General features: G+C 59.7%; 17 protein-coding genes and 8 pseudogenes. 10 read left to right on the forward strand and 15 right to left on the reverse strand.

Going from position 1 to position 24,267, the window contains the following annotated elements; all coding sequences use genetic code 11:
• The first annotated feature begins 531 nt into the window (after window positions 1-531).
• A complete protein-coding gene (locus P9236_RS17595) occupies window positions 532-660 on the forward strand; it encodes a hypothetical protein (RefSeq protein WP_135907184.1) in 129 nt (42 codons plus the stop codon).
• Here the strand turns inward: P9236_RS17595 and P9236_RS17600 are convergent.
• From P9236_RS17600 to P9236_RS17610, 3 genes and pseudogenes are all read right to left on the reverse strand, one after another.
• Complete coding sequence (locus P9236_RS17600) at window positions 626-1,255, reverse strand: hypothetical protein (protein WP_127371024.1); 630 nt, start codon at window positions 1,253-1,255, stop codon at window positions 626-628. The genes P9236_RS17595 and P9236_RS17600 overlap by 35 nt on opposite strands.
• A gap of 192 nt (window positions 1,256-1,447) precedes the next feature.
• Window positions 1,448-1,761 (reverse strand): annotated as a pseudogene (locus tag P9236_RS17605) (ATP-binding protein); the annotation flags it as partial.
• Between the two features lie 10 nt (window positions 1,762-1,771).
• Window positions 1,772-2,305 (reverse strand): annotated as a pseudogene (locus tag P9236_RS17610) (IS21 family transposase); the annotation flags it as partial.
• Window positions 2,306-2,821: 516 nt separating this feature from the next.
• Here P9236_RS17610 and P9236_RS17615 point away from each other — a divergent pair.
• Complete coding sequence (locus P9236_RS17615; protein ID WP_126066776.1) at window positions 2,822-3,181, forward strand: hypothetical protein; 360 nt, start codon at window positions 2,822-2,824, stop codon at window positions 3,179-3,181.
• Window positions 3,182-3,750: 569 nt separating this feature from the next.
• Here P9236_RS17615 and P9236_RS17620 read toward each other — a convergent pair.
• Both P9236_RS17620 and P9236_RS17625 read right to left on the reverse strand, forming a co-directional pair.
• Window positions 3,751-5,067, reverse strand: coding sequence for a HipA domain-containing protein (locus P9236_RS17620; RefSeq protein ID WP_063169281.1), 1,317 nt, complete (start codon window positions 5,065-5,067; stop codon window positions 3,751-3,753).
• The gene (locus P9236_RS17625) at window positions 5,057-5,395 is read right to left on the reverse strand and encodes a helix-turn-helix transcriptional regulator (RefSeq protein WP_063169282.1); all 339 of its coding nucleotides are present in this window, start codon (window positions 5,393-5,395) and stop codon (window positions 5,057-5,059) included. Before P9236_RS17625 ends, P9236_RS17620 begins: the two co-directional genes overlap by 11 nt.
• A gap of 728 nt (window positions 5,396-6,123) precedes the next feature.
• On the opposite strand from P9236_RS17625, the pseudogene P9236_RS17630 reads away from it, so the two are divergent.
• Window positions 6,124-6,482 (forward strand): annotated as a pseudogene (locus P9236_RS17630) (aldehyde dehydrogenase family protein); the annotation flags it as partial.
• Window positions 6,483-7,023: 541 nt separating this feature from the next.
• On the opposite strand, the pseudogene P9236_RS17635 reads toward P9236_RS17630, so the two are convergent.
• Both P9236_RS17635 and P9236_RS17640 read right to left on the reverse strand, forming a co-directional pair.
• Window positions 7,024-7,484 (reverse strand): annotated as a pseudogene (locus P9236_RS17635) (OB-fold nucleic acid binding domain-containing protein); the annotation flags it as partial.
• 307 nt (window positions 7,485-7,791) lie between these two features.
• Window positions 7,792-9,723, reverse strand: coding sequence for a potassium transporter Kup (locus P9236_RS17640; RefSeq protein WP_063169287.1), 1,932 nt, complete (start codon window positions 9,721-9,723; stop codon window positions 7,792-7,794).
• Between the two features lie 975 nt (window positions 9,724-10,698).
• On the opposite strand from P9236_RS17640, the gene P9236_RS17645 reads away from it, so the two are divergent.
• The 5 genes and pseudogenes from P9236_RS17645 (at window position 10,699) to P9236_RS17665 (ending at window position 17,122) form a co-directional block, all read left to right on the forward strand.
• Window positions 10,699-10,977: an AlpA family phage regulatory protein gene (locus P9236_RS17645; protein ID WP_063169289.1), complete on the forward strand. Its 279-nt coding sequence runs from the start codon at window positions 10,699-10,701 to the stop codon at window positions 10,975-10,977.
• The gene (locus P9236_RS17650) at window positions 10,974-11,606 is read left to right on the forward strand and encodes a hypothetical protein (RefSeq protein WP_063169290.1); all 633 of its coding nucleotides are present in this window, start codon (window positions 10,974-10,976) and stop codon (window positions 11,604-11,606) included. Before P9236_RS17645 ends, P9236_RS17650 begins: the two co-directional genes overlap by 4 nt.
• Before the next feature lie 702 nt (window positions 11,607-12,308).
• Window positions 12,309-15,842, forward strand: a complete 3,534-nt coding sequence (locus P9236_RS17655) for an autotransporter domain-containing protein (protein WP_082826570.1) — start codon at window positions 12,309-12,311, stop codon at window positions 15,840-15,842.
• Between the two features lie 243 nt (window positions 15,843-16,085).
• A pseudogene (locus tag P9236_RS17660) lies at window positions 16,086-16,769 on the forward strand (integrase); the annotation flags it as partial.
• A 116-nt stretch (window positions 16,770-16,885) separates the two neighbouring features.
• On the forward strand, window positions 16,886-17,122 hold the full coding sequence (locus tag P9236_RS17665; protein ID WP_063169293.1) for a hypothetical protein: 237 nt from the start codon (window positions 16,886-16,888) through the stop codon (window positions 17,120-17,122).
• A gap of 161 nt (window positions 17,123-17,283) precedes the next feature.
• On the opposite strand, the pseudogene P9236_RS17670 reads toward P9236_RS17665, so the two are convergent.
• A pseudogene (locus P9236_RS17670) lies at window positions 17,284-17,484 on the reverse strand (SMC-Scp complex subunit ScpB); the annotation flags it as partial.
• 93 nt (window positions 17,485-17,577) lie between these two features.
• Window positions 17,578-17,838: a hypothetical protein gene (locus P9236_RS17675; RefSeq protein ID WP_095769041.1), complete on the reverse strand. Its 261-nt coding sequence runs from the start codon at window positions 17,836-17,838 to the stop codon at window positions 17,578-17,580.
• A 217-nt stretch (window positions 17,839-18,055) separates the two neighbouring features.
• On the opposite strand from P9236_RS17675, the gene P9236_RS17680 reads away from it, so the two are divergent.
• Together P9236_RS17680 and P9236_RS17685 are read left to right on the forward strand one after the other, a co-directional pair.
• Window positions 18,056-20,218 (forward strand): prolyl oligopeptidase family serine peptidase, encoded by a 2,163-nt coding sequence (locus tag P9236_RS17680; protein ID WP_082826571.1) that lies wholly within the window; start codon window positions 18,056-18,058, stop codon window positions 20,216-20,218.
• A gap of 38 nt (window positions 20,219-20,256) precedes the next feature.
• Window positions 20,257-20,955 (forward strand): OmpW family protein, encoded by a 699-nt coding sequence (locus P9236_RS17685; RefSeq protein WP_063169295.1) that lies wholly within the window; start codon window positions 20,257-20,259, stop codon window positions 20,953-20,955.
• Window positions 20,956-21,262: 307 nt separating this feature from the next.
• Here P9236_RS17685 and P9236_RS17690 read toward each other — a convergent pair whose 3' ends face one another.
• The 6 genes and pseudogenes from P9236_RS17690 to P9236_RS17715 form a co-directional block, all read right to left on the reverse strand.
• The gene (locus tag P9236_RS17690) at window positions 21,263-21,463 is read right to left on the reverse strand and encodes a hypothetical protein (protein ID WP_244514237.1); all 201 of its coding nucleotides are present in this window, start codon (window positions 21,461-21,463) and stop codon (window positions 21,263-21,265) included.
• A gap of 144 nt (window positions 21,464-21,607) precedes the next feature.
• A complete protein-coding gene (locus P9236_RS17695; protein WP_063169296.1) occupies window positions 21,608-22,267 on the reverse strand; it encodes a hypothetical protein in 660 nt (219 codons plus the stop codon).
• A 101-nt stretch (window positions 22,268-22,368) separates the two neighbouring features.
• Window positions 22,369-23,024: pseudogene (locus P9236_RS17700) on the reverse strand (IS630 family transposase); the annotation flags it as partial.
• 68 nt (window positions 23,025-23,092) lie between these two features.
• Window positions 23,093-23,327, reverse strand: a pseudogene (locus P9236_RS17705) (aldehyde dehydrogenase family protein); the annotation flags it as partial.
• 308 nt (window positions 23,328-23,635) lie between these two features.
• A complete protein-coding gene (locus P9236_RS17710; RefSeq protein WP_063169297.1) occupies window positions 23,636-23,884 on the reverse strand; it encodes an aminotransferase class III-fold pyridoxal phosphate-dependent enzyme in 249 nt (82 codons plus the stop codon).
• Complete coding sequence (locus P9236_RS17715) at window positions 23,845-24,072, reverse strand: aminotransferase class III-fold pyridoxal phosphate-dependent enzyme (protein WP_263485461.1); 228 nt, start codon at window positions 24,070-24,072, stop codon at window positions 23,845-23,847. Before P9236_RS17715 ends, P9236_RS17710 begins: the two co-directional genes overlap by 40 nt.
• Between the last annotated feature and the right edge of the window lie 195 nt (window positions 24,073-24,267).

A 24,267-nucleotide genomic window follows, 5' to 3' on the forward strand; every position in this document is an offset into this window, starting at 1 on the left:
CCCCGCGAGGGATTGGAAAATCCGGATCCGGCCCCGATCGTCAAGCGCAAGCGAGTGGTGAACGATGCCGAACTGGCGGCTATATGAACGGGCTGTGAGCCCGAACCGGGCGATATCGGCTATTCGTTCGGCTCCATCGTCAAGCTGCTCATTCTGACCGGACAGAGGCGTACGGAAGTTGCCGCGATGCGTTGGTCCTCAACCTTGAAGCCGGAACATGGAACTATCGGGTGACCGCACGAAGAACGAAGAGCCTACGCTTATTCCGCTGTCCACACTGGCGGTGTCGGTCCCCCAGACGGTACCGAAGACCAATGACACGTTTTTTTCCCTGCGAGGGGCAACGAAAGAAGCCACTTCTCAGGCTACGCGAAGGGCAAGAAGGCTCTAGACGGCAAGGTCAATACTGACGGGGTGGCTTTGGAGAACTGGACCCTTCACGATCTGCGCAGGACGCTCGCGACAAATCTCGGCAGGCGGCAGGTATTGCCACACGTCATCGAGCACATACTGAATCACAAGGCGGCGTCCTTGACAGACATTGGCGAAATCTACAATCTCTATAGCAACGTCAAGGAGAAGCGCGAGGTGTTGCAGATGTGGTCAAATCACATCGAATGGCTGATCAAGCAGGCTGCGGATGACGCTCTGGCGGCGTAGCTGCTGGCATGGGCGGAAGATGCGGCGCAACAATCGTCAGAGCCTCATCGAATTGGAGATCATGCTTGACCAGCAAATGCGCGGCCAATGCTTCGATGGCTGACCAGTGATCGAGTACTAGCCGGGCCGTGCGATCTTCGATCCGCCTCCAACGGGGGCGGCGCGGCATCAGGAACCGCAACTCACCATAGATTCGCTTGGCATCCGCGTAGTCGCTGCTCCCCTCATTCCCATCGGACGCATTCATCGCCATATCGCGCGGGTCCAGATAGCCTTCGAATGCGGATTCTGCAAAAGGACCTGCCAGACACGCAACTATCTCCCGGATCGCATCATCGCGTTCCAAACATCGATCCATATCGTCCTCGAAAATCGGCTTTCGCTTCGAGGTGAATCCTTGCGCTGAATAAAAACCCGCGCCTTCGACAACACCACCGCACTCTCCGTCACCGACGTCGGGGTAAATACTAACACTTGAGAAAGCAGGGAGTTCACGGTCGTCGTCGAACGTCTGACGGTGCAAAACGATGGCGGCCACCGCGTGCCCGGCTTCGTGATGCGCCACAAGCGGCAGATATTGGGAGGCTACATTCATGCGGTGCGGCTCTCAGGTCTAGTTTGCTTTTGCGCATAGGACCGCAATTGTCGTGCCAACTGGGAAAATCGTTTCGGGCAATGCGATCGCTCCGATAGCGTTGCGTCTCCTGTCTGACATTGTTGGGAAGTCGACACGCGCCCGTCGCAATGCGGTCGACCTTCCGCGCGAGTTGGGTGACCCGTGAAGGCGGCCGACCAGGACGATGTTGCGCTGATCGGCGACGAAGGCGCGGCCGGGCGAGATCGCGCATCAGGGGGTGACCGGCGTGTCGGCGAAGTCGAAGTCGTCGATGTCCTTGGCCAGCGGCAACTTGGCGACAGCGAACTGGTATTTGATGGAGCGGGCCTGCTTCTCCGATATCTCGGCCTGCAAGAGATCACCGACAATCCTGGGCGGCTCGTGCCGTCGCTTGATGGCGACGCGCCCATGATCTCGTCATAGGCTCTGCGCATTCCGTAGAGCTTCAGCGCTCCCATCAGTTCCAGTACCTCGGTGCGTTCCATGGCTGTTTGTCCTCCTGAGACTGTCATAGCGGGTGCAGTCGGCGACCGCTCGTGAGCTAGCTTCAGCGCTTGGGGAATGGAAAGGATCGTGCCCGGCGCCGGATCGCGGCTGCGGGCCAGGATGTTGAGGATCACCGGCGCCGACGATGCACCGTGCTCGATGGCTTCCTGACAGGCGGCCTCGACCGCGCTCAATCCGTCGGTCAGCACCCAGGTGAGGATCAACACCATCTGCCGGTCGACGTCATCAACCGCCTTGAGCTGCGCCGCACCTTCTCCATTGCCGACCGCACGACCCAGCCAAGGAACGGCGCGCGCCGTGTGCCAGGGATCGTAGGCGACCTCGTTGCGGCCAAAGGAGCGAACGTGTTCTCCCACGACCACGCCATCCTCTGGCGGATGCGATCCGATCGACATAAGCATGGATCTCGATGGGCCGACCGACGGCACTCGACAGCACCGAGTATTTGTTGTTGTCGAAGCGCACCGTGCAGGTCTTCGACACCGACGGGGGAATGCAATGGAAGCCGTCGAAGCGACCGGCAGCCGCTCCCGCTGCGGCTTGGCCGCATTCGCCGACAGCAGCCGGTCCCGCGTCTCACGCCGAGCTCCCATGCGGGGATAGGGCTGGTGCTTGCGCTCGTAGCGGAACTGCGTCTCCTCAGAACGCAGGACCTTGCGCACCACCTTGCGCGAGATCTTCAGCTCACGGCAGATCGCTTTGATCGACTTCCCCTGGACCAGCGACAGCCGACGTATCTTTGCAATCGTCTCTAAAACCAACATCCAAAACACAAATGCCTCCGATCAAGCCGGAGGCATCTTGATGACCCCATCGTTAAGGGGTCCCGTTTGGACGAAAATCACCCTTTAAACAGGGTCCCCATTCCACGAAAAATCAATGCACTACCTTCCAAAGCTGCGAGAGATCGCCACCGACCGCTTTGAAGGGGCTTTCGGCGGTCTCGTCAGCGAGGTTGTGGCATGAAGAAACATCAATCCACAGCATTGGGCCGAAGCATGCCACGGGCTCATGCCGCGGGAGAGCGGGAAGATATTCTTGAAAGAAGAAGCGGTCTCCGACATCAATACCGACAGGATGGGCAGCTTTCTCACATCACTTGAGGTCGAGCGTGGCAGTTGCGACCCGCAATGCAAGGCTGGCGGCGATGCATGCCTTTGCGCGGTTCCTGATTTCGGAGCACCCCGAATATTAGGATACGCTGCAACTGGTGGTGACACTTCCCTTCAAGAGGGCGCGTGGGTGGCACCTGTCGAATATCTCGATGAGCCCGGAAATCAAGAGCGTCCTGGCGCGTATCGTCCGCCGCACGCCTTCTGGACAGCGGGATTACGCTCTGTTTTCGCTGATGTTCAATACGGATGCACGAGTTCAGGGATCCTGAATCTTCGATTGTGACCTTCGTCTGGTATCGCCCTGTCCCGCCGAGCAAAGCAACGACCGCCCCACACTGCTCACCCGGTTCGGTGTTCCATACTTGCTGCGCACACATGGCTGCGGGCGAAGGAACCACCATGGCGGAAAAAAGCATCCATCATCGCCCTTTGCGGGACACGACGGCCATCCACCTCGTCAAGGCGGGTGTTGACATCGCCACCATCAGTCGATGGCCAGGCCACTCGGGCTGAACTAACGATGCGCTACGCCCAGGCCGGTATCGATATGAAGCGGCAAGCGCTCGAACAAGGCTTCCCCGACGTGATGTCATCGGCAAAAGATCAGACGATCATCGCTTTGATGGCTGGATGTTTGGCTGGCTGCACCGCTTGTAGACGCTCAGTTATGTGGAGTTGTATCGCGGGAAGTCGCGCGTCTTGGGCTTTTGCGGTGTCAGCTCCACATCTCTCCGCAGTGCACGTTGTCACTGTTGAAGAGCCGTTTGTTCAATCTTCGTCCTGGCACGGCAAGGGTTGTCGATATTGTGGGCGTCTTGCGCTTGCCGAGCTTGTCCGAAATCCAGCGCCGGATCAGGCGTGAACACTGTTGCGTAGTTCGTCAGCCAGAGCGCGGAGAACGTCGGCGCTTCCTTCCAGCGCCGTAAAAGCGTAGGGATTGAGGAACTGTCGGCCCCAGAACAGATTGCGATCTGTGCCGGATAGCGTAGCTTCCTCGCTGACACGCGGCCAATTCTCCGCAATGCATCGGAGCTGGCCTTCAACAATCGCAAGAGCTTCCGGCGCGCTGAGCAGGAAGTGATGCGCCGCTTCAAGGCAGGACGCTATCCGGCTCATGCGGTTATTGCCGCTGATGAGCATGGCCTGGCTGGCCTCCTGGCCACTGCGGGCCTGCGGACAAATATCGTACGCAGGCGTGAGGGTGAGCTTAGCGCCGTCCCAGAATGCCGCATGGTTGCGGGCATGATCGTCGGTGTTGCCGCAAAGTATGTTGAAGACAATGCGGCTGAACAACTCGCGCAGAGTTTCCGACGGCGCGGTGAATCGGTGGCGAATGATCTCCGCCAAATCCTGGTAGCTGGCGTAACGCGCCATCATCTCATCGAGCGCGAGCATCGTCAGCGCTGAGACCATGGATTTGCGTTGCCAGCCGCCCGTGACCTTGATCCGGTCGAATCGCTCGACGAGCAACACGTCGTTGCCTGCGGCGCGAACGAGCGAGACGGATGCCGCTCTGATGCCGCACAAGGCGGCAAGCCGCATGGCTATGAATTCTCCTTTGACGACGCTGTAAAGGTCGGCAGACGAGGAAAATTTCGCGACATGCTTGACGGCGTCACCCTCGATCAGCGCCTTTGGCCTTGCGCCGCCGATCGAGCTGCCGTGATGCAGCGCCTGATCTAATTCGGGGGTGAGCGGAATACCTTTCTCTACCCGCTCCGCCGATTGGACAAGCTCTTCGAGAGTGGCATTGGCCAGTGCGCGCGGCTCGTAATGCATTGGCGAAAACTGAAAATCGAGCGCGCCGATGCGGTCCGAGCCTGATTCCAGCAAGAACGTCAGTTCTGAAATATCGAGCCGCGCGATTTCATCGCCCTTCACACCGAATTTGCGGTTTAGGATAACCCGTCGTCCCCAGGCATCAGGGGCAGCATCGCGGATGCATCCCGGCATGGTTAGGCCAGGAAGCAAAGGCAATTCGCCTGCCTTCAGGGGCAGTTCCGGGAGATAAAGCGGGATCGCGCTTCCCAGTTCACGAAAGCTCCTGCCATAGTTGAAGCTGACGAGTCCGTCATGGGCATATAGCCGCCCGGCGACAACCGGCGCGGTCTCGCCCGGCAGCCAGACCCAGACATAGGCTTCGTCGTACTTGGGGACCTTAGAACTCATCGACGATCTGCTTGCCGGCCTTGTAGACGTGCTTCGGCAGCAGCGCGATGCGATCGTCCATGCGGCCTGTGAGGGCTGTGATGCCATTGCCGTCGGCATCGAACAGCTTCACACCGACAATGGCAGCAGCTTCGAACATCAGTCCGATTTCGACTTTGGGATCGCCCTTCTCGATGCGCTGCAGGGTGCTGCGTGAAACACCGATTCTCTCGGCTAACTCCTGTGCGGTTAACCGGTGCTGCATCCGGCCAAGCCGGATGGTCTTACCGAAAAGGCCAAGCGCTTCCATCGCGTAGCGCGAATAGGTGCGTTTATACGTTGCCTTCATTCGGGTCTCTGTGACCTATGCATGATCCATATCGCCTTCTTTCGAACTTTATATAGGTAATGTCACAGAGCGACTGCCAAAGTCAAGACTCCGTATCGCAAGCGTTACCCATCCGAACGAGGAAGGCGGATATTGCCGACGGCTCCTGCACAACCGGCCAGCTCTGCGCGTCTCGGGCGAGGCGGAGATCTGGCGCTGGATCGCGGACAGCCTTGAGACGCCTCGCATGAGTCATTCATGGGCGGTCCCTGGTGCGGGGCCGCGGCGCTCGACTGCTGGCCGACATTCTCGGCGGCGGGACCCGCATCCGGCTACACCAGCACTTTTCGACCGCATACGCGCCCAGCTTCTCTCCGAAATCATTGCCAATGAGCGCGAACCTCATGCGATCGCCGAGCTGGCCTGGCGGCGCGGAATCTACGCACGCATCCGTATTCGAGACCGCCCAAGGGAGGCTGACTAGCGTAACGCCCTCCGATCTAAGCGCCTTCCACAAAGCCGCTTTCGCACGCGACGGGCTGCATGTGGCGGTCGTAGGCGACATAGATGCCAAGCCCTGAGAGTAAGGCTCTACCAGCTGTTCGGCGATTTGCCTCAGAAACTGGCGCTTGCCGGCGCGAACCAGTGGTATCGCGAGGGCGAGCACGCCGAGCGCTTTTCCTCCGCCCTCCACTGACCACAGACCCGCACGCAACGAAGCCGCGCTCGATCTTATCGTGGCGTGGCTAGGTGCAATGTTTGCTCTCGCCATCAGGCCGGCTTTCCCGATGGCGTGGTCAACCTGATCTATGCGTCCGAAGGTGATCGCGTGGGCCGTGAACTCTGCACCAATTCCAAGATTCGAAAGATCAGCTTCACCGGTTCGACCGAGGTCGGACGGCTGCTGATGCGTCAGTGCTCTGACCAGATCAAGAAGGTCAGCCTTGAACTCGGCGGCAATGCACCTTTCATCATCTTCGATGATGCCGACATTGACGGTGCTGTTGACGGTGCGGTCCAGGCGAAGTTCCGCAATGCCGGCCAGACCTGCGTTTCCGCGAACCGCATTTACGTCCAATCGAGCGTTCACGATGAGTCCGCCGAGAAATTGTGGAGAAGGTCCGGCACTTATCAGTGGTCCGACGTCTACTCCCGGAGCGAAGCCGTCGCCAACCCAAGATCGAGTCCCACATCGCAGATGATAATTCGATGCGGGGCCGAACGATAAATATGCATGCTTTGGCCACCCCGAGGCAGGGCTCATTGAGATGATCCGACCGCCTTGGAACAAAGATGGGGTAGAGCAGATGAAGCGTTGGCAGCGTGTCTCCATTCGACGCGAGCGCTTAGGATGGGATCACGATCATTCGCATCACGCGCAGCCGCAAGGGCGATGCCATGGCTACTTTGGAATCGTTGAAGTGGTTTGAGCCGGACAGTCACAAATACACCCGTTACGCCGCGGCTCAGGAAACGGGGCGGCGTCCGGCGGTGGAGGTGCTCGCTGACTTAAAAAGGGTGCGGGCAGTCGTTGCGCTTGAGAGCGACGACATTTGGGATCCGGCACGGGGTGACCTGCTGCCAATCGGCAGTTAACAGGGTCCGACAAAAGTGTGCACAACATGCTGCTGAAGTGGCCTCCGGAAGCGCTACCGGAAGTTACGCGTCTTGAACTTGATAGGGTCGATATGGTCATACTGCATCGACGATGTCGCGCCCCTTCGGCATGCCGCGCGGATCGATGCCCGATCCGCCGTGATGAGCCTCGTCCCTCGGCCGTGCGGCAACGGAAACGGCGTCTTGCGGTTTCCCACGCTGGCCAGCCCGGCCGACAGATCGGTCAGCTCGTGGGCGACGAGGTGCACCACCTCCTCTTCCGTCGGATGCGTCCGCGGACGCCGAGCATGGCCGAAGCAAGAAGCACGCGCCGGAATTTCTCGAGAGATCTTGACCCAGACGACGACGTTTGCCGCACCCGTCTCATCCTCCAGAGGAACATGAAGCCTTTGGCCGAGCCCGGCCGCTGCCGGACCAGCACCAGGCCGGCGGCCTCGAGCCAGCTTCTGCCTCGCGCCTGCATAGCATCCTGACAGGTCACGGTGCGGCGCCGGTTAGGCGGCACGCCGATTTTGGCAACGCTAGCCTGTGAACTGAAGAATGAAGGTCGGACTTGCGGCACATCGATTAGGTTCAAATGATAAGTTGCTGCCCGGCGAGGTCGTTTCAGCGCATCTCGACTGGTGGGTCGGCAAGACAATGCGGAACGGAAATGATCGCAGGCGTAAAGGACGGCTTTCGGGGCCGGAAGCTTCAGGCCTGGAACCGGACCCCAGTTTGGCGCAAGCATCGTGGCCTCCGCCCGGTCAGGCATTCACCGGCTCGCGAAATGCCAATTGATTCTGCTTAACCGGGCATACCTAAACGGCCACTTGCGTTCCGATCTCGACCACACGTCCGGTCGGGATCTGGAAATACTCCGTCGCGTCGGCGGCCGTGCGCGCCAAGCCGATGAACAGCTTGTCCTGCCACACCGGCATGCCGGAGTTGGGTGACGCCTTGAGCGAGCGACGCGACAGGAAGAAGGACGTCGTCATGATGTCGAACTTCCAACCCTGCTTGCGGCAGATCGCCAGCGCACGCGGGATGTTAGGCTGTTCCATGTAGCCGAAGGTCAGTGTCACCCGCATGAACAGCTCATTGATCGTTTCCATCTTGATCCGCTCGCTGTCGGGCACCACGGGCTGCTGCGCCGTCACCACAGAGAGGATGACGTTCTGTTCGTGCAGCGCCTTGTAGTGCTTCAGGCTGTGCATCAACGCGGTCGGCGCACTGGCGGGATCGCTGGTCAGGAACACGGCCGTACCGGACACCAGCTGCGGTTTCTTCTTCAACAGATTGCCCGCAAGGAAATCGAGCGGAATCTGGTTCCTGCGCGTCTTGTCAAATAGATACCTGCTGCCTCTTATCCAAGTCCACATGGTCATCACGATCACTGCGGCAATGGCAAGCGAGGCCCAGCCGCCTTCGAATACCTTGACGATGTTAGCTGCAAAGAAGCCGGTATCGATGAAGACGAACACCGCCATTAAGGCTATCGCGACGCCGAGCGGCCATTTCCAGATGCGCGTCATCACAACAAAAAGCAGTATGTTCGTCACCAGCATATTGCCGGTCACCGAAATACCGTAGGCCGAGGCCAGCCGGCTGGATTCGCCGAAGCCGACCACCAGCAGCATCACCACCAGCGCCAGCATCAGGTTGATGCGCGGCAGATAGATCTGGCCCGACTGTTTTTCCGACGTGTGCTGGATGACGAAACGCGGCAGCATGTTGAGCTGTACCGCTTGCCTGGTCAGCGAAAAGGCGCCGGAGATCACCGCCTGGCAGGCGATCACGGTCGCCGCCGTGGCAAGCACGACCATCGGAATAAGCGTCCAGCCCTGGTTCATCTCGAAGAACGGATGACCGACAACGCCGCCATTTGCCAGCACGAAGGCGCCTTGCCCGACATAATTGAGCAACAGACAAGGGAACACGATCGCCAGCCAGGCGAGCACGATCGGCTTGCGGCCGAAATGGCCGAGGTCGGCGTAGAGCGCCTCGGCTCCGGTGACGGCGAGGAAGACTGCACCAACCGTAACGAAGGCGACGTCAGGCGAGTTGACCAGGAACGACACGATGTAATGCGGGCTGATTGCCAGCAGGATTTCCGGGTCGTCCATGATGTGGTTGAGCCCGGAAAGGCCGATGGCCAGGAACCACAGCGCGGTAACGGGTCCGAACACCAATCCTACGCCGCCGGTGCCAAACCGCTGTACCGCAAACACGATCGCCAGGATGGCCAGTGTCAGCGGCACCACATAGGGCTGGAACGTCGGCGTGACGACATTCATACCTTCGACCGCCGACAGTACCGAGATTGCCGGCGTAATGACGGCGTCGCCAAAAAAAAGCGCCGCGCCGACGATGCCGATGCCGATGCCGATGCCGAGGATCACCGCAGAGCAGGTCGGGAAACTGTTGCGCGCCAGCGCCATAAGCGACAGCACTCCGCCCTCGCCTCGATTGTCGGCGCGGAGCACGAACATGATGTATTTGATCGTCACGGTGATCGTCAGGGACCAGATGATCAGCGAGAGTACGCCGAGGATGTCGCCACGGCTGGCGACGTTGCCACCCGCTGATGCATGCAACGCCTCGCGAAATGCATAGATCGGGCTGGTGCCTATATCGCCATAAACGACACCTAGTGCGCCCAACATCAGCGCCTTGGTGCTGTGCTGCTCGACCTCAGAATGGCTCGATTGTTCGACAGGTTCTGCCTCGTTACCAGCATTGGTAAGGGCCATGGACGACACTCCGATAAGCGCGCGGTGCTCTACGCTTGCTGCACTGCAATATCAAGTTCCGTCACGTAATGTCTGCCGTCTCGCCTGTCGTTGCTCGCCTTGGTAGACTCGCCAGCCCGCAGCCCTACCGAGCAGCAATAGCGCCCCGGCAGAACCCTCAATCGCCCAGATCAATGAATGGTTATCGCCCACAGTGCCCCCCCGCGATGCGGCCGATGGCGACCAGGGTGTCGTGGGCGCACAAGGATGGCGCTTTCCTGATGACGCCGTGCTCCAGGTGTGATCGCACCGTTGCTGCGCAAGCCATTTACTTGCTCGTCCCAGCGAGGACCGTGGCCAACTGGAACGCAGGGCCACGCCGCTCACCGGCCGCACTTTGCGGCGCAGATAACGATTCGATCTCCGCGGCGAGATTCTGGTTGAAGAAGCCACCAAGCTTGTCGAAGGACACACGGTCGTAATATCGACATGCCAGTATCCGCAACCCAGAAAAGCTCCTTGGGCTCCGCTGCGCGCGCCACGAACAACCCGATCTTCTCTGCGAAGAGGACGCCGTAATCCTTCAGGTTGAAGCCAAACCGGGGGGCGGCCGTGACGTATGGGCGAAGGGCTAGGAGGCGGGTTCGGTGAGGAACGGCATTGATGTCCACGCCGTCTCCTGGAAAGACAGAGGAATGCGGTGTCACCGACTGGCGCCGGAGGTTGATCCGGTGATTAGGAGGAGCACTCGTTGTCGGATTCTCGACGATGTCGGACATCTGACACAACGCTGCCAGAGCGATCACGTTGTTCCGAAACGATTTTCCCAGTTGGCACGACAATTGCGGTCCTATGCGCAAAAGCACTGCGATGCCGCACCGACTGGAAGAACTCATCAATGATCACGCTTTTCGAACATGTGGGCGCCGCTACCAACACTAAGCGTTCCCGATCAAACGGAAGCCTCTATCCCTTCTTTCTGAAGGCTGTCCGGACATGAACGCATTTGATGTCCGTCCAACGCTGGATGCTCCCGACGACGATCTCTATCTTTGGCTTGAAGATGTGGAAGGCGAGCGGGCACTTGCCTGGGCCGCCGGCCAGTCGGCAAAGACCCTGAAGCACTTCAGTGGAACGCAGTTCGAGCGCGACCGCGCGACTCTGAAGGCAGGCCTGTTCCCTAAGCGGCGTCGCATCTCCCCCGGCCGAGTCGCATGGCTTGAATCCGATATCAGGGCTTGGATGGAAACTAGATCTGAGAGCCGCACCGCATGAATGTAGCCTCCCAATATCTTCTCCCGTCTGTGGCGCATCACGAAGCCGGGCACGCGGTGGCCGCCATCGTTTTGCACCGTCAGATGTTCGACGACGACCGTGAACTCCCTGCTTTCTCAAGTGTTAGTATTTACCCCGACGCCGGTGACGGAGAGTGCGGTGGTTTTGTCGAAGGCACGGTTTTCTATTCAGCGCAAGGATTCACCTCGGAGCTAAAGCCGATTTTCGAGAACGATATGGATCGACATTTCCAACGCGATGAAGCGATCCAAGAGATAGTTGCGTGTCTGGCAGGTCCTTTTGCAGAATCCGCATTCGAAGGCTATCTGGACCCGCGCGATATGGCGATGAATGCGTCCGATGGGAATGAGGGGAGCAGCGACTACGCGGATGCCAAGCGAATCTATGGTGAGTTGCGGTTCCTGATGCCGCGCCGCCCCCGTTGGAGGCGGATCGAAGATCGCACGGCCCGGCTAGTACTCGATCACTGGTCAGCCATCGAAGCATTGGCCGCGCATTTGCTGGTCAAGCATGATCTCCAATTCGATGAGGCTCTGACGATTGTTGCGCCGCATCTTCCGCCCATGCCAGCAGCTACGCCGCCAGAGCGTCATCCGCAGCCTGCTTGATCAGCCATTCGATGTGATTTGACCACATCTGCAACACCTCGCGCTTCTCCTTGACGTTGCTATAGAGATCGTAGATTTCGCCAATGTCTCCGGTGCGGGCTCACAGCCCGTCCATATAGCCGCCAGTCTGCTGCCTTCGAGTGGCCCATGTTGGCCGCGGCCAGGAAGTGGCGACGATTGAAAGGACAAAATCAGTTGCCGAAACTCATCGCAGGTGACGGTCTGGTGGCAATTTGGGCACATCTTGTGTCTCGTCGCCAGTAAACACGGATGCCCGGCAGGAGCTGAGCTCGCTGCCGGCGGAAATCGTAGAGCGCCAGCGACGCATTCTGATCTTTCGTCAGGCAGTCGACCGCCTTGGCATACGCCTCGGCCTCCATCTCGATCGACCTGAACCGGTATCTTGTGCGCCATCCGGACGATCTGGGAAAGCTTGGCCGGGCCGGCGCCTTCCCAGGCGCACGGGAAGCGCGACGACCCATGTGGACCTTGGATTTCACTCCGCACTTACGCTGCTTTGGCCTTGTCAGCAGCCTGAGCATAAAGCGTGCTCAGCTTTCAGGCCGAGCACTCATCCATTGTTGACAGCACCTGTCGTCATTCAGGATCGCCCCATTCTCGCAGGCCGCTTGCAGCTTTCAGGCTGTTGTCAGCCAGGGCCGCCATAAAGGGTCTCGTTAAACAATTCAGGAGGCCGTTCCAATGAACAATCAGTTTGCGAGACTTTTTCGAGGACCAGGTATGCAGGCTTGTTTCAGGACAAAGAACTTTCTGGCGGCAACCACCGCGATGACGACGGTATTCCTGCCGGCTGTGTCTCTCGGGGTGGGTCTGGTAGCATTTCCAACTGGAGAAGCGTTGGCCGACGACCCGATTTCGATCCCGCTGGAGTATGTCGGGGAAGGCCATGACCGCCTGGGCATCTGGGCCAAGATCAACAATGGCAACGCGCAGCGATACGTATTCGACACGGGCTCGGACCAGCTCAACACGCAGATCGGGTCAGAGGTGACCGGGGTCCGCCCGATTGCCGACACGCCTTACGTATATACGTACGGGGACGGAACGTATGGTAATAAGCTTCAGAACGTGGAAATTGATAAATTTACATATGTCGATCCAGATCAAAAGATAACAATCGACGGGCCGTCTGTAAGCGATAAGAAATACCGGGCTGCTCGCATTCTCGATTTTGTCTATACCCATGCGTATTGCAAGGACAACAATCTTAAGTGCACGCCGGGATCCGTGACGGATGGACTTAAAGATATGTATGGTCAGGATCTCCAAGAACCTTATCACGCCGATAAGGAGCAGCGGGCGAAAATGACCGCTGGCAAGATGGCAGACGAAGGCGGCGATTTCGCAGGTACATTCGGGGCCGGCGATTTTCTTGGCAAGACAAGTGTCTGGGGCATGATGGGCAGTGTCACCAGGTCTGGCTACGTGGTCTCCGCCAATGTGAATCCGGATTCCGAGAGCGACCAAACGCCTGGCTGTTCCCCCTGCACGATTGTCAACCTCAATCCAAGCCTCCGGGCCCAATATACTAATGCCATGCCATGGGGAGAACCCGAGGAAAAAGATCAGGATTCTTATCAGAATTTTCCTGGCTCTGGCGCCAATGCCTCGACCGAATACGAAGGCAGCTACAATCTGCAGTACACGGTTAAGGATGGAGCCCCACCAATCACCGACCCCAACAAGACCGCGGTATTGCTCGACACCGGCACACCGGGCGGTGGCAGTCTGGAGATCAGTGATGCGATGCTGAAGCAATTTCAGGATGCGGGCGTCAAACTTAAAAATGTTCGGAGAAATGAGCAACGCGAGATCGTAAGCGCATCGGGCAACATCCCGAGCGTTACAATCGCAGGAACGGATGGCGATCCGGTAAGGCTGGACAATATCGACTTCACCTACACCAGCGGCACGACGGAACAACCCAATGACCAGACCAGTTTTGTTGCCGGTCTTGACTTCTTCAAAAACAGATCGGTCATTTTCGATCTGGAGAAGAAGTATACCGCTTATACGTCACATTTCGTCACTGCCAGCAACTTCTCTACCGATTCATCCGCACCCGAAGGGACCGGTCTGAGCAGGATCACGACGAGCATGGGGAATGAGGGCGGGTTCGGCATAGCGGGTGTCGTCTCCGGCTCCGGATCGCTGACGCTTGATACAAAGACGGTGGTCCGGATGACGAATGTCAACACCTACACCGGCGAGACGAATATTGCTCAGGATGCCTATCTCTCGCTTGCGGGGCTCGGCAACATCCAACGGTCAGCGAAAGTCGTTGCAGACGGCACGTTCGATATCTCCGAACATGGAAATGGCAGCGACTATTGGGGAATCTCCGACGCCTACAACGATGCCCGTATTCGTAGCCTGAGTGGCAGCGGAACGGTCGAACTGGGCAAGCGTACCCTGGTGCTAACGGATTCGAACGACACGTTCGCCGGCAGCATCAACGACCTCGACGTTGATAACAATAATATGGGCGGCAAACTATTCGTTGCCGGTGGCGTGCAAACGCTGAGCGGAAAGAACAATTTTTCCGGCATGACGACGGTCGGTTCCGGCGCGGGATTGCTGCTTGCCGATACAGGTGTGCTTTCCCATGATGCGACCACGTCCGGCTTTCTCGGGAATGACGGGCAGATCGGGGGCACGGCTATCGCAAACAGCGGCGGTGTCGTCGCAGGCGGCGGCACCTACGGTGCGGTCACCATTTCCGAGGGCGGCACGGTCGCTCCTGGCAGTGCGACCGATCCGAGCAGGATCGTCACCACACTGACTGTCACGGGCGATTTCGCGCAGCAGTCCGGATCGATCTATCAGGTCGACCTCGCAAGGTCGTCCGATCTCATCGATGTTGGCGGAGCAGCGGCGATCGACAGCGGCGCGCAGATCGAGCTGCTGCGGCAGGGAACGCTATCGGTCGATGCCCGATATACTCTGCTCTCCGCAGCAGGCGGCGTAAGCGGCACCTATGGCGGGCTGACGGGGGCTCTGGCGACAGACGCGACGCCCTTCGTCGATTTCCAGCTCGTCTACGATGCCAACAATGTCTATCTCGATATCAGCCGCACATCGACGGCGTTTGCCGATGTAGCCAGCACCTTCAATCAACGCTCGGTCGCCGCAGCGGCTCAGGCGCTTGGAAGCGGTAATCCGATCCAGGACAACATCCTGTTCCTGACGGCGCCGGAAGCCCGCAACGCTTTCGATATGCTATCAGGCGAGGTTCATGCTTCCATTCATAGCGGCCTCATCGAGGACAGTCATTCTGTACGCGATGCCGCGAGCGAACGGATCCGTGCGGCGTTCGACGGCGTCGGTGCCTCCAGCGTTCCGGTGATGACTTATGGGCTGGGTGGTCTGGAACTGGCCCCGGCAACGAGTGAGAATTTCGCCGTATGGGGCCGTGGCTTCGGCGCCTGGGGTCATCTCGACAGCGACGGCAATGCCGCCGGTCTCGATCACTCGACAGGCGGCTTTCTGGCTGGCGGTGACGCGGCTGTCGGCGAAAGCTGGCGGCTCGGCCTCATCAGCGGCTACAGCCATACCTCCTTGGAGGCGGACGATCGCGCGTCGTCGGGCTCGAGCGAGAATTACCATCTCGGTCTTTTTGCCGGCACGCAGAACGGCAATCTCGGTTTTCGTTCCGGCCTTGCCTATACCTGGCACAGCATCGAGACCGGCAGGTCCGTGGTCTTTCCAGGCTTCGCCGACAGCCTTTCGGCCGATTACGACGCCGGCACGTTCCAGGCCTTTGGCGAGCTCGGCTACCGTATCAATACGGCTTCGGCTTCCTTCGAGCCCTACGCTAATCTCGCTTATGTGAATTTTGACGCCGATGGCTTCACCGAGAATGGCGGCGCAGCCGCCTTGTCGAGCGGGGATCGCTCGAGCGACACGGCGTTTACCACGCTAGGTCTGCGTGCGTCGACGGTACTGACCCTCGGCACCGTGACTGCTACCGCGCGCGGCGGTCTTGGCTGGCGCCACGCCTTCGGCGACGTCAGGCCGGATACCGCTCTTGCCTTTGCTGGCGGTTCCTCCTTCGCCATCAAGGGCGTGCCGATCGCAAAGAACGCAGCTCTGCTCGAAGCTGGGCTTGACGTAAACATCACCGAGAACGCGACGTTCGGCATCGCCTATCAGGGACAGATCGCCTCGGATGCCCAGACACACGGGTTCAGCGCCAAGCTCGGCGTCCGTTTCTAAATCACCCGCAAAAGAGATTGGTTATGAAGTCAGTGAGTGCATTTTCTTTTACCGTCGTTCTCGGCTCAGCGACGGTGATGTCTGTGTCCGCCGCGCGAACGGACGATGCCTGCTACAACAAGGCACAAAGCCTATGATGACGCAATGTTCAATCGACGACCTGAAGCCAGTCGATGGCGAGCTTGACAAGCTCTACAAGGAGATGGAGACCCGGCTCAAAGAGTCCCGGCGCATGTCCAGGAACTGGTCGAGACCGCGAGGGGCTACAACGCCACCTCGGAGAACACGCGCGACGCCTACCCCAAGGATTGGCGGCATTTTTCCTCCTGGTGCCGGCGCGCTGGCTTCGATCCCCTGCCTCCGGGCTCGAAGGTGATCAGGCTCAATATCAGCGCCTGTGCCTCGGGCACCGCCGCCGGCGATCCGAAGCGTGGCGCCCCTGCCCTTTAGTTTGCGACCATCGAGCGGCGGCTTTCCGGCCTCGCCTGGAACTTTACCCAGCGCGGCCGGCCGTTGGACCGCGCGGAGCGGCATATCTATAAGGTTCTTGCCGGCATTCGCCGCAAGCACGCAAAGCCACCGCGGCAGAAAGAGGCGGTCCTGGCGACGATCTGCTGGCGATGATCGCCACGCTCGGCCACGACCTCAGGGCCTGCGCGACCGCGCTATTTTGCTCCTGGGCTGTGGCGGCGGCCTGCGGCGCTCCGAGATCGTCGGTCTCGACGTCATGCGCGACGACAACAGCGATGGCGCCAGCTGGATCGAGATTTTTGACGGCAAGGGCTGCTGGTCACCCTGCGCGGCAAGACCGGCTGGCGCGAGGTCGAGGTCGGCCGCGGCTCCAGCGACCACACCTACCCCGTAGTCGCGCTCGAGAGCTGGATCCGCTTTGGCCGCATCGCACGTGGACCCCTGTTCCGCCGCATCTTGTCGATCAGGTCGATATAATACGAAAAAGCCGCCGCCATTCGGGACGGGCGTCGGCTATCATGTCCAGCCATTATGCGGCGAGCGGATAGCTTTCGCCGGACCAGGCAGAGAACTTGGCGGCAAAAGCCTTCATCTCGTCGACCGCGAATGTGGTGCGCGGTTGCGAACTCGACTTGCTGGGCGAGAGGGACCTCGCCGAGAAAGGCGCTGACATGAGCGGGATGCTGCTTGGCCAAATCGAGATCCGCAAAGCAATCGGCCAGCGCCGCGTCGTCCAGCTGTACGCTGCAGGGCGCGTTCACGTCGTCAAGACGGATGCCAAATGCTTGCTCATAATGGCCGCAAGGTAATCGTTTCGGGTCGGAGACACAAGTTGCCGCCTCCTTCGCCGTAGAGTGGCCCGATACAATCACGATCGATATTGCCACCTCTTATCGATAGTGATCGCATAGTTCCCTGATTCGACTCTCAACCGCTCATATCAAGCGATTACTTCCATGTATCTGCTGCGCTAGCCCGTCCTGGCCTTGGAGTGTCGCTCCTCACCTCCTCCACCACTCACCAGCCCGATGGGAGTATCGCCCGCCAGCAGCTTCTCCTTGCTGAGCAGCGCGGCAACCTCAATCGCCTCGAAATCGGGCAAATCCCGCAGTGTGTCGAGGCCGAAGTGCAACAGGAAGGTCTTGGTCGTGACGTAGGTGTAAGGCGTGCCAAATTCAGCGGGCAGGCAGACGTTGACCCACAACAATCAAGGGGACGGTGCAGGCCAAGATTGCGGCAGGGCTTGGGCCCCCCACCCTTCTCCTCAGAACTCCGCTGCTTCCAGCTGGCGGCTGAAACTCACAGGCGCAGCCAGCTTGGTCTCTAACAGCATCGATCGCATCATGGTGTCTGCCATGAATCCGTGTGCGTGAAGCGCTCCAGAGCGAAGATGTTGGGCGTCAACCAGGTTCACTCCAATGAGCTTCACTTCTCGAGTTCTGCACAGTGTCCACGACTGGCGCCGGAGGTTGATCCGGTGATTAGGAGGAGCACTCGTTGTCGGATTCTCGACGATGTCGGACATGTGACACAACGCTTCCAGAGCGATCGCATTGTTCCGAAACGATTTTCCCAGTTGGCACGAAGGTTGCGGCCCTATGCGCAAAAGCACTGCGATGCCGCACCGACTGGAAGAACTCATCAATGATCACGCTTTTCGAACATGTGGGCGCCGCTACCGACACTGAGCGTTCCCGAGCCGACGGAAGCCTCTATCCCTTCTTTCTGAAGGCTGTCCGGACATGAACGCATTTGATGTCCGTCCAACGCTTGATGCTCCCGACGACGATCCCTATGTCTGGCTTGAAGATGTAGAGGGCGAGCGGGCACTTGCCTGGGCCGCCGGCCAATCGGCAAGGACTCTGAAGCACTTCGGTGGAACGCAGTTCGAGCGCGACCGCGCGGCTCTGACAGCCATTTTCGACAATCGCGACAATCTTCCCCTGATCGCGCGCCGTAGTCAGTACCTCTACAATTACTGGCGAGATGACGGTAATCCACGCGGACTGTGGCGCCGGACCACCCTTGCCGCCTACATGAAGGCGGATCCCCAATGGGAGCTACTGCTCGATCTGGATGCTCTCGCGGCTAGCGACGGAGAGGACTGGATCTGGGACGGCGCGTCCATCGAGCCGGAGAGACGGGAAAGAGCCGTTCTGCGCCTGTCGCGCGGCGGCAGCGACGCGGTCGTGCATCGCGAATTCGACCTGATTTCTCTGAGCTTTGTCGCCGACGGCTTCAACCTCCCCGAGGCCAAAGGCTACGTTAATTGGCTGGACCCTGACACGCTTCTGCTTTCCAGTGCGCTTGGTAATGGCATGGCCACCCGCTCCGGCTATGCGCGCACAGTTCGACTGTGGAAGCGTGACGCGGATCCCCTCACCACGCCGGCAATCTTCGAGGCCGGGTTCGAAAGCTTCCAAGTGTCTGGTCATTCGGACCGCACCGGCCGCAGCGAGCGCCTTTGGTTCATCGAGCAGCCGGCCTTCTTCGAGAAGATCAGCTGGATCGGCGATAGGAGCGGGCCGAGGAGGCAGATCGATCTTCCTCGCGACGCGTCGTGGCGGGTCTTCGGCGACTGGCTGGCGGTAAGGCCGCGCAAGCCCTGGACGGTGGGAGGCACCACCCATCCCGCCGACGCGCTGATCGTCATCTCGCTTTCCACTTTCCTCGCCGGCGGACGCCGTTTTGAGACCCTGTTTCAACCAGGGGAAAGGCGCTCCATGCAGTCATTCTTCTGGAATGACGGGAAGCTCATTATCTCTTACCTCGTCAATCTCGCACCGCGTTTCGAGATGTTCACTCCCGGCCACCAGGAATGGACGCGCCGAGTCCTGAACACCCTGCCCGCCGAAGGTACTGTCGACGTCTGGTCATTCGATGCGGCAGTTCACGAGACCAATGGAGAGGTCCTGATCTGTGCTCAGGATCCGATCACGCCGCCGCAGCTCTTGCTGTTCGATCTGAATGCCGCGCCGTCTCTCAGCGCTTCAGCAATCCTGAAGCGCAGCCCGGAGAATTTCGATGCATCCGGACTGGTGGTCACGCGCCACGAGGCAGTCTCTATCGATCATGAGCTGATCCCCTATACGCAGGTTGGTCCGGCGAACGGGAACGGAGATGCTCCGATTCACCTTTCCGCTTATGGCGGGTTCGGCGTATCATTCCTGCCCTACTACAACTCCCCGCTGGGCAAGCTGTGGCTCGAGCGCGGTGGCACGTGTGTCGAGGCGAACATCCGCGGCGGCGGCGAGTTCGGCACCCGCTGGCACGAAGCCGGGCGCAGGGAGGGCAAGCGTCTCGCCCACGACGATTTCGCCGCCGTTGCCTCCGACCTCGTGCGAAGGGGCATCACCCTGCCGAGGCGGATTGCCGCCGAGGGTGGCTCAAATGGCGGCCTGCTGATCGCAAACATGCTGACCCGCTATCCTGAGCATTTCGGGGCTCTGTTCTGCACAGCACCGCTTATCGACATGCGTCGCTACACCAAGCTCTTGGCGGGCGCGAGCTGGATCGACGAATATGGCGATCCGGACAAGGTTCACGATTGGGCTTTCCTGAAGGAAATCTCCGCCTATCACGCCGCAGCGCCGGGACAGCCCTATCCGCCTATCCTGATCGCCACCACGAAACGCGACGACCGCGTCCATCCGGGCCATGCGCGCAAGATGGCCGCAAAACTGCAGGCTCTTGGCTATCCCGCTTACTTCTACGAGGCCAGCGCAGGCGGGCACGGCTGCGGCGAGGACAATCGGGAGCAAGCCGCATTCATCAGTCTAGGCACCAATTTTCTCCGCAGCGCAATCGGCTTCAACGATCACCCTCCGGAGACGGCGGAACGCGTTGCAACGCAAGAGGGGCATTTGAGGTCCATCAACAATTCATTCGAGCAGGAGACGAAATAGTGCAGTGCATCCTTTCTGAACATCAAGGAGTGAATCTCATGGCGAGAACGCGAATGGGCGTAGCGCGGGCAACAGCAGCGGCGGTGGCCCTGATCATGGTGGGACAGCAGGCCGTCGCCGCGGAGCCTGCGCAAGCAGAGACCGTCCTGGCGGAGACGGGAGCCTCGGTCACCGAAGCGCCAATCCCTTGGCAGGTCCGCCTGCGGGCGTTGGGCGTCGTTACGAAAGATCTGGGCTACGTTGATACGCTTCCCGGCTCCGGTCTTTCGTATTCGGACACGGTGACGCCGGAACTCGATATCTCGTATTTCTTCACCGACAACATCGCCGCCGAACTCATACTCGGTACCACTTATGCCAACATCGCGGGCCAAGGGACGATCGGAGGGTTGGGCAACATCGGCAAAGTTTGGCTGCTGCCGCCGACACTCACGTTGCAGTACCATTTTACCGATCTCGGCGCGTTCAAGCCTTATGTCGGCGCCGGCGTGAACTACACGATCTTCTACAACCAGGACACTGGCAGCGCTGATGCTCTCAAGGTGAAGAACACGTTCGGCACGGCGCTGCAGGTCGGATTCGACTACATGGTGGACCAGCACTGGGGCCTCAACTTCGACGTGAAGAAGCTTTTCCTGAAGCCGGACTTCGACGTCACGGTGACCGGCGCGAAGCTGACGGGGAAGGCGGAGCTCGATCCCTGGCTGATAGGCGCAGGTGTCACCTACCGCTTTTGAATATCAGAGTGAAGTCTGCTTCCCGACTGCCGGTTTAAATGAAGGGCGCCTCGCGCGCCCTTTTTTACGGTCGACACTGCAGCGCAAGACCTCATGAAGCTATTGTCGGGCGGGGTTCTCTTCCGGCGGACCAAGAAGATGCACTGGCCAACCGGCCTTGCGCCTGAGGTGGAGTGCTTAGAAGCGCTTTGGATCGGGACGGGCTTTGGTATTGTGGGTGGAATGCTTCAGCCAGACCATTTGCCAGCATCGTCTCCCGGACGTCATGTGTGAGCTTCTTTGTCAGCGCAAGGCGAACACGGATCTCCTAGCAGGCCGTTGAAGAAGTGTCCCGTTTGGCCTTGAGGATTGCCTCGTCGCCGTTGTGATAGAAGGTGATGTCGATGGAGCCGTCGTCGAGCAGTTCAGCATGGCCGTCGCCTGTGACCTCGTCCATTTCGTCGAATCCGACCCATGTGAAGAAGACCGTCGACGGGCCGTAGCCGAGTTCGAGGGTTAGATGAGCCAAACGCCAGTGGGGCGTCCTGGGGACGACGCGCGCGAGATTCTGGTCGTGGTGGCCAGCCCAATACGATGTGAGAAGTTGCTGCCGGTGCGGGTACCGGAGGTCGCCGATAGTGACAGCCGATGTTCGACAGCGGCAAGGACATGCTCAGCCGTCAACGCGCCGAGGGCTTGGCCGGGAATGGTGGTGATGGAACCAATCCAGAAAGCGGCGGCTGCCCAGGAGAACGCCTTCGCGGGACTTTGACTCCAGTCCGCACACCCTGCTCAGATAGTCCGAAAAAGAGGTCAGAAGCGGAGCATCCGGATTATTATCTACACTGGGAACAGAAGCATGGAAGCGTTCTGGAGCCACTCGCCGCGCGTTTACCAGTGCCGACACTGCTCCAAGCTGACTATCTGCCATGACCACCTGCCGAACGTAGTCCGTTGATGCCACCGGTACCCTTCGCGGTCTGCTCCAGCGGGAAGATCGGGTCTGATCGACCCTGCTGACCTGTGCGGCGGCCTCTCTCGCTAGGGCGTCCCCCTTCCTGTCGTCCTCCTCCGCCGCTTTCGGCTGCTTTCGGCCCGCCGCCCTCGCCAAGGCGTCGTAGTCGGTAAGCGCGTCCTCCGTCTCCTTTAGGGGCTTCATCGCGTGACTAGAGTTTAGCGCGTGTTTGTAGGCGGCGGACCGAATGGTCGTCGAAATGCCACTCAGCGCCACCGCAAGATGCCCTAGGGCTTCCGCCTCATGATCTGACAGCGGCACGTCACGATTAGAGCCGATTGCCCTGCCTTCTTCCAGTTTCACAATGTTTGTAGTCATTTCCTGCTCCATCGCGTTGACTGAGATACGATGGAGACGGAAGTGGAGAACAAATTTTTACAAGCAACTAAGATGATATTCTCGTCAACGGGACAATAGTGGACGTTGAGGGCGGCGAACAGGGTGGTGGTGCCGTTGCGCTTGTAGTCGTGCCTCATCGTACCGAGCCGCCCCTTCTTCATCGGCAGGCCGGGTGGGTGCGGTCGAGCGCCGGATCTGGCTCTTTTCATCGACCGACAGAACGATGGCATGGGCCGGCGCATCGAGATAGAGGCCGACGACGGCGCGCAACTTGTCGACGAACTTCGGATCATTGGAGAGCTTGAACCTGGCGCCAGCGGTGGGGTGCGAGACCATGCGCCTTCCAGATGCGCCTGACGGCGCTGGCGCTGATTGCGGCGGCTTGCGCCATCATGTCGGCGGTCCAGTGGGTCCTCTCGCCCGGCGGATCGGCAAGCGTCAGTGCCACGACGCGCTCGCCGACATCGGGACCGAGCGGCGGAATGCGCCACTGTCGCGTCTTGTCGCGCAGCAGCCCGTCACAGCCTTCCGCGGCAAAGCGCTCCTGCCAGCGCCAGACGTCGGTCTTCGACTTGCCGATGCGGCGCATGACCTCGCCGGTGCCGACGCCGTCGGCGGGCAAAAGCACTATCTCGGCGCGCCAGACATGCTTTTGCGGGGCGTTGCGATCCCTGATCAGCGCCGTCAGACGGACGCGATCGGCCGACGAAACGGTGAACGATCTTCCTGTGCGCATGCGCCAGACTCGCACGCGCAGGCCAGAAAGGGAATCTCTGATTGGACTCCTATGTCAGGCGGGAACCACTAGACGCCGAGACCGCCGATGCAGACATGTTTGGTGTCGAGATAATCCACGATGCCCTGGAGGCCGCCTTCCTTGCCGAGGCCCGATTCCTTGACGCCGCGGAACGGCACCTCCGGCGTGGTGATCAGGCCTTCATTGACGCCGGTACTTCAGTCCTTCCATCACGCGGAAGGCGCGACCGAGATCGCCGGTGTAGAAGTAGGCCGCGAGGCCGAACTCGGTGTCGTTGGCGAGCGGCGTGCCCGACCTGAGACATGGGTGACGTTTTGTACCGGACACGGATGAAGTGCACCCCTCGGGTGAGCGTTTGCTCGATAATATCCACTGAAGTGAAGCAGTCGGTCTTAATGCTGGAACTCATGCCACCCGACCGACCCGGGAATTCGCAGCAGCGGCGCCGTCGAGTGCAGAACGAATGCCGTCAACCAAGGGGTCGATCTCGCTTTCGGTGATTATATAGGGCGGACAGATTCCAAGCACTTCTCCCATATTGCGGATCATGACGCCGTGCTCGCGGCACCGCCGCTCGACATCGCCGATCCTCAGCTCGGGCGCGAAGACGCGACGGGCGCACGATCCTCGACGATCTGAACCCCCGCGATGAAGCCGCGGCCGCGGGCTTCACCGACAAGCGGATGGTCGCCGAGCGCGTCCGCGAGGGCTCCATGCAAGTGATCGCCGAGACGACGCGCCTGGGTCACGAAATCGATCTCGCTGTAGATCCTGATCGCCTCGGCGGCGACGGCCGCTATCACCGGATGACCGGAGTAGGTGAAACCGTGACCGAACACGCCGACCTTGTGGGCCTCGTCAGCGGCGCATTGATAAATCTTGTCGAGATAATGACGCCGCCAATGGGCAGGTGACCGGATGAAAGCCCCCCGGCGATCGAGAGCATGTCCGGTTCCATCCCAAATGTCTGGCTACCAAACCAGTTCCCGGTGCCTCCGAAGCCGCAGACCACCTCGTCGGACAGCATGAGGATAATTTCTCACTTTCTTGCGAAGATCGGGGGTGTCCACGGTCATTCGTATTACGCGAGATCCGCGAGGCCAAAAACCATCATACCAGAGAGGCGAAACTGCTATCTAGGTGTTTAGATGCAAGAAATTAATCCTGCATTGTTCCCGCACCAGGAACACCCGAGAGGATACCAAGCAGTATTGAACCTTGT

This window comes from Mesorhizobium sp. WSM4884 (assembly GCF_029625675.1).
Lineage (GTDB): Bacteria > Pseudomonadota > Alphaproteobacteria > Rhizobiales > Rhizobiaceae > Mesorhizobium.

What these genes read in the sequence shown, in the direction of transcription:
- P9236_RS17640 (WP_063169287.1), bottom strand. Translation starts at nt 9,723, where the DNA reads ATGGCCCTTACCAATGCTGGTAACGAGGCAGAACCTGTCGAACAATCG.
- P9236_RS17675 (WP_095769041.1), bottom strand. Translation starts at nt 17,838, where the DNA reads ATGTCCGACATCGTCGAGAATCCGACAACGAGTGCTCCTCCTAATCAC.
- P9236_RS17600 (WP_127371024.1), bottom strand. Translation starts at nt 1,255, where the DNA reads ATGAATGTAGCCTCCCAATATCTGCCGCTTGTGGCGCATCACGAAGCC.
- P9236_RS17685 (WP_063169295.1), top strand. Translation starts at nt 20,257, where the DNA reads ATGGCGAGAACGCGAATGGGCGTAGCGCGGGCAACAGCAGCGGCGGTG.
- P9236_RS17645 (WP_063169289.1), top strand. Translation starts at nt 10,699, where the DNA reads ATGAACGCATTTGATGTCCGTCCAACGCTGGATGCTCCCGACGACGAT.
- P9236_RS17695 (WP_063169296.1), bottom strand. Translation starts at nt 22,267, where the DNA reads ATGACTACAAACATTGTGAAACTGGAAGAAGGCAGGGCAATCGGCTCT.
- P9236_RS17715 (WP_263485461.1), bottom strand. Translation starts at nt 24,072, where the DNA reads ATGCTGTCCGACGAGGTGGTCTGCGGCTTCGGAGGCACCGGGAACTGG.
- P9236_RS17620 (WP_063169281.1), bottom strand. Translation starts at nt 5,067, where the DNA reads ATGAGTTCTAAGGTCCCCAAGTACGACGAAGCCTATGTCTGGGTCTGG.
- P9236_RS17650 (WP_063169290.1), top strand. Translation starts at nt 10,974, where the DNA reads ATGAATGTAGCCTCCCAATATCTTCTCCCGTCTGTGGCGCATCACGAA.
- P9236_RS17655 (WP_082826570.1), top strand. Translation starts at nt 12,309, where the DNA reads ATGAACAATCAGTTTGCGAGACTTTTTCGAGGACCAGGTATGCAGGCT.
- P9236_RS17680 (WP_082826571.1), top strand. Translation starts at nt 18,056, where the DNA reads ATGAACGCATTTGATGTCCGTCCAACGCTTGATGCTCCCGACGACGAT.
- P9236_RS17625 (WP_063169282.1), bottom strand. Translation starts at nt 5,395, where the DNA reads ATGAAGGCAACGTATAAACGCACCTATTCGCGCTACGCGATGGAAGCG.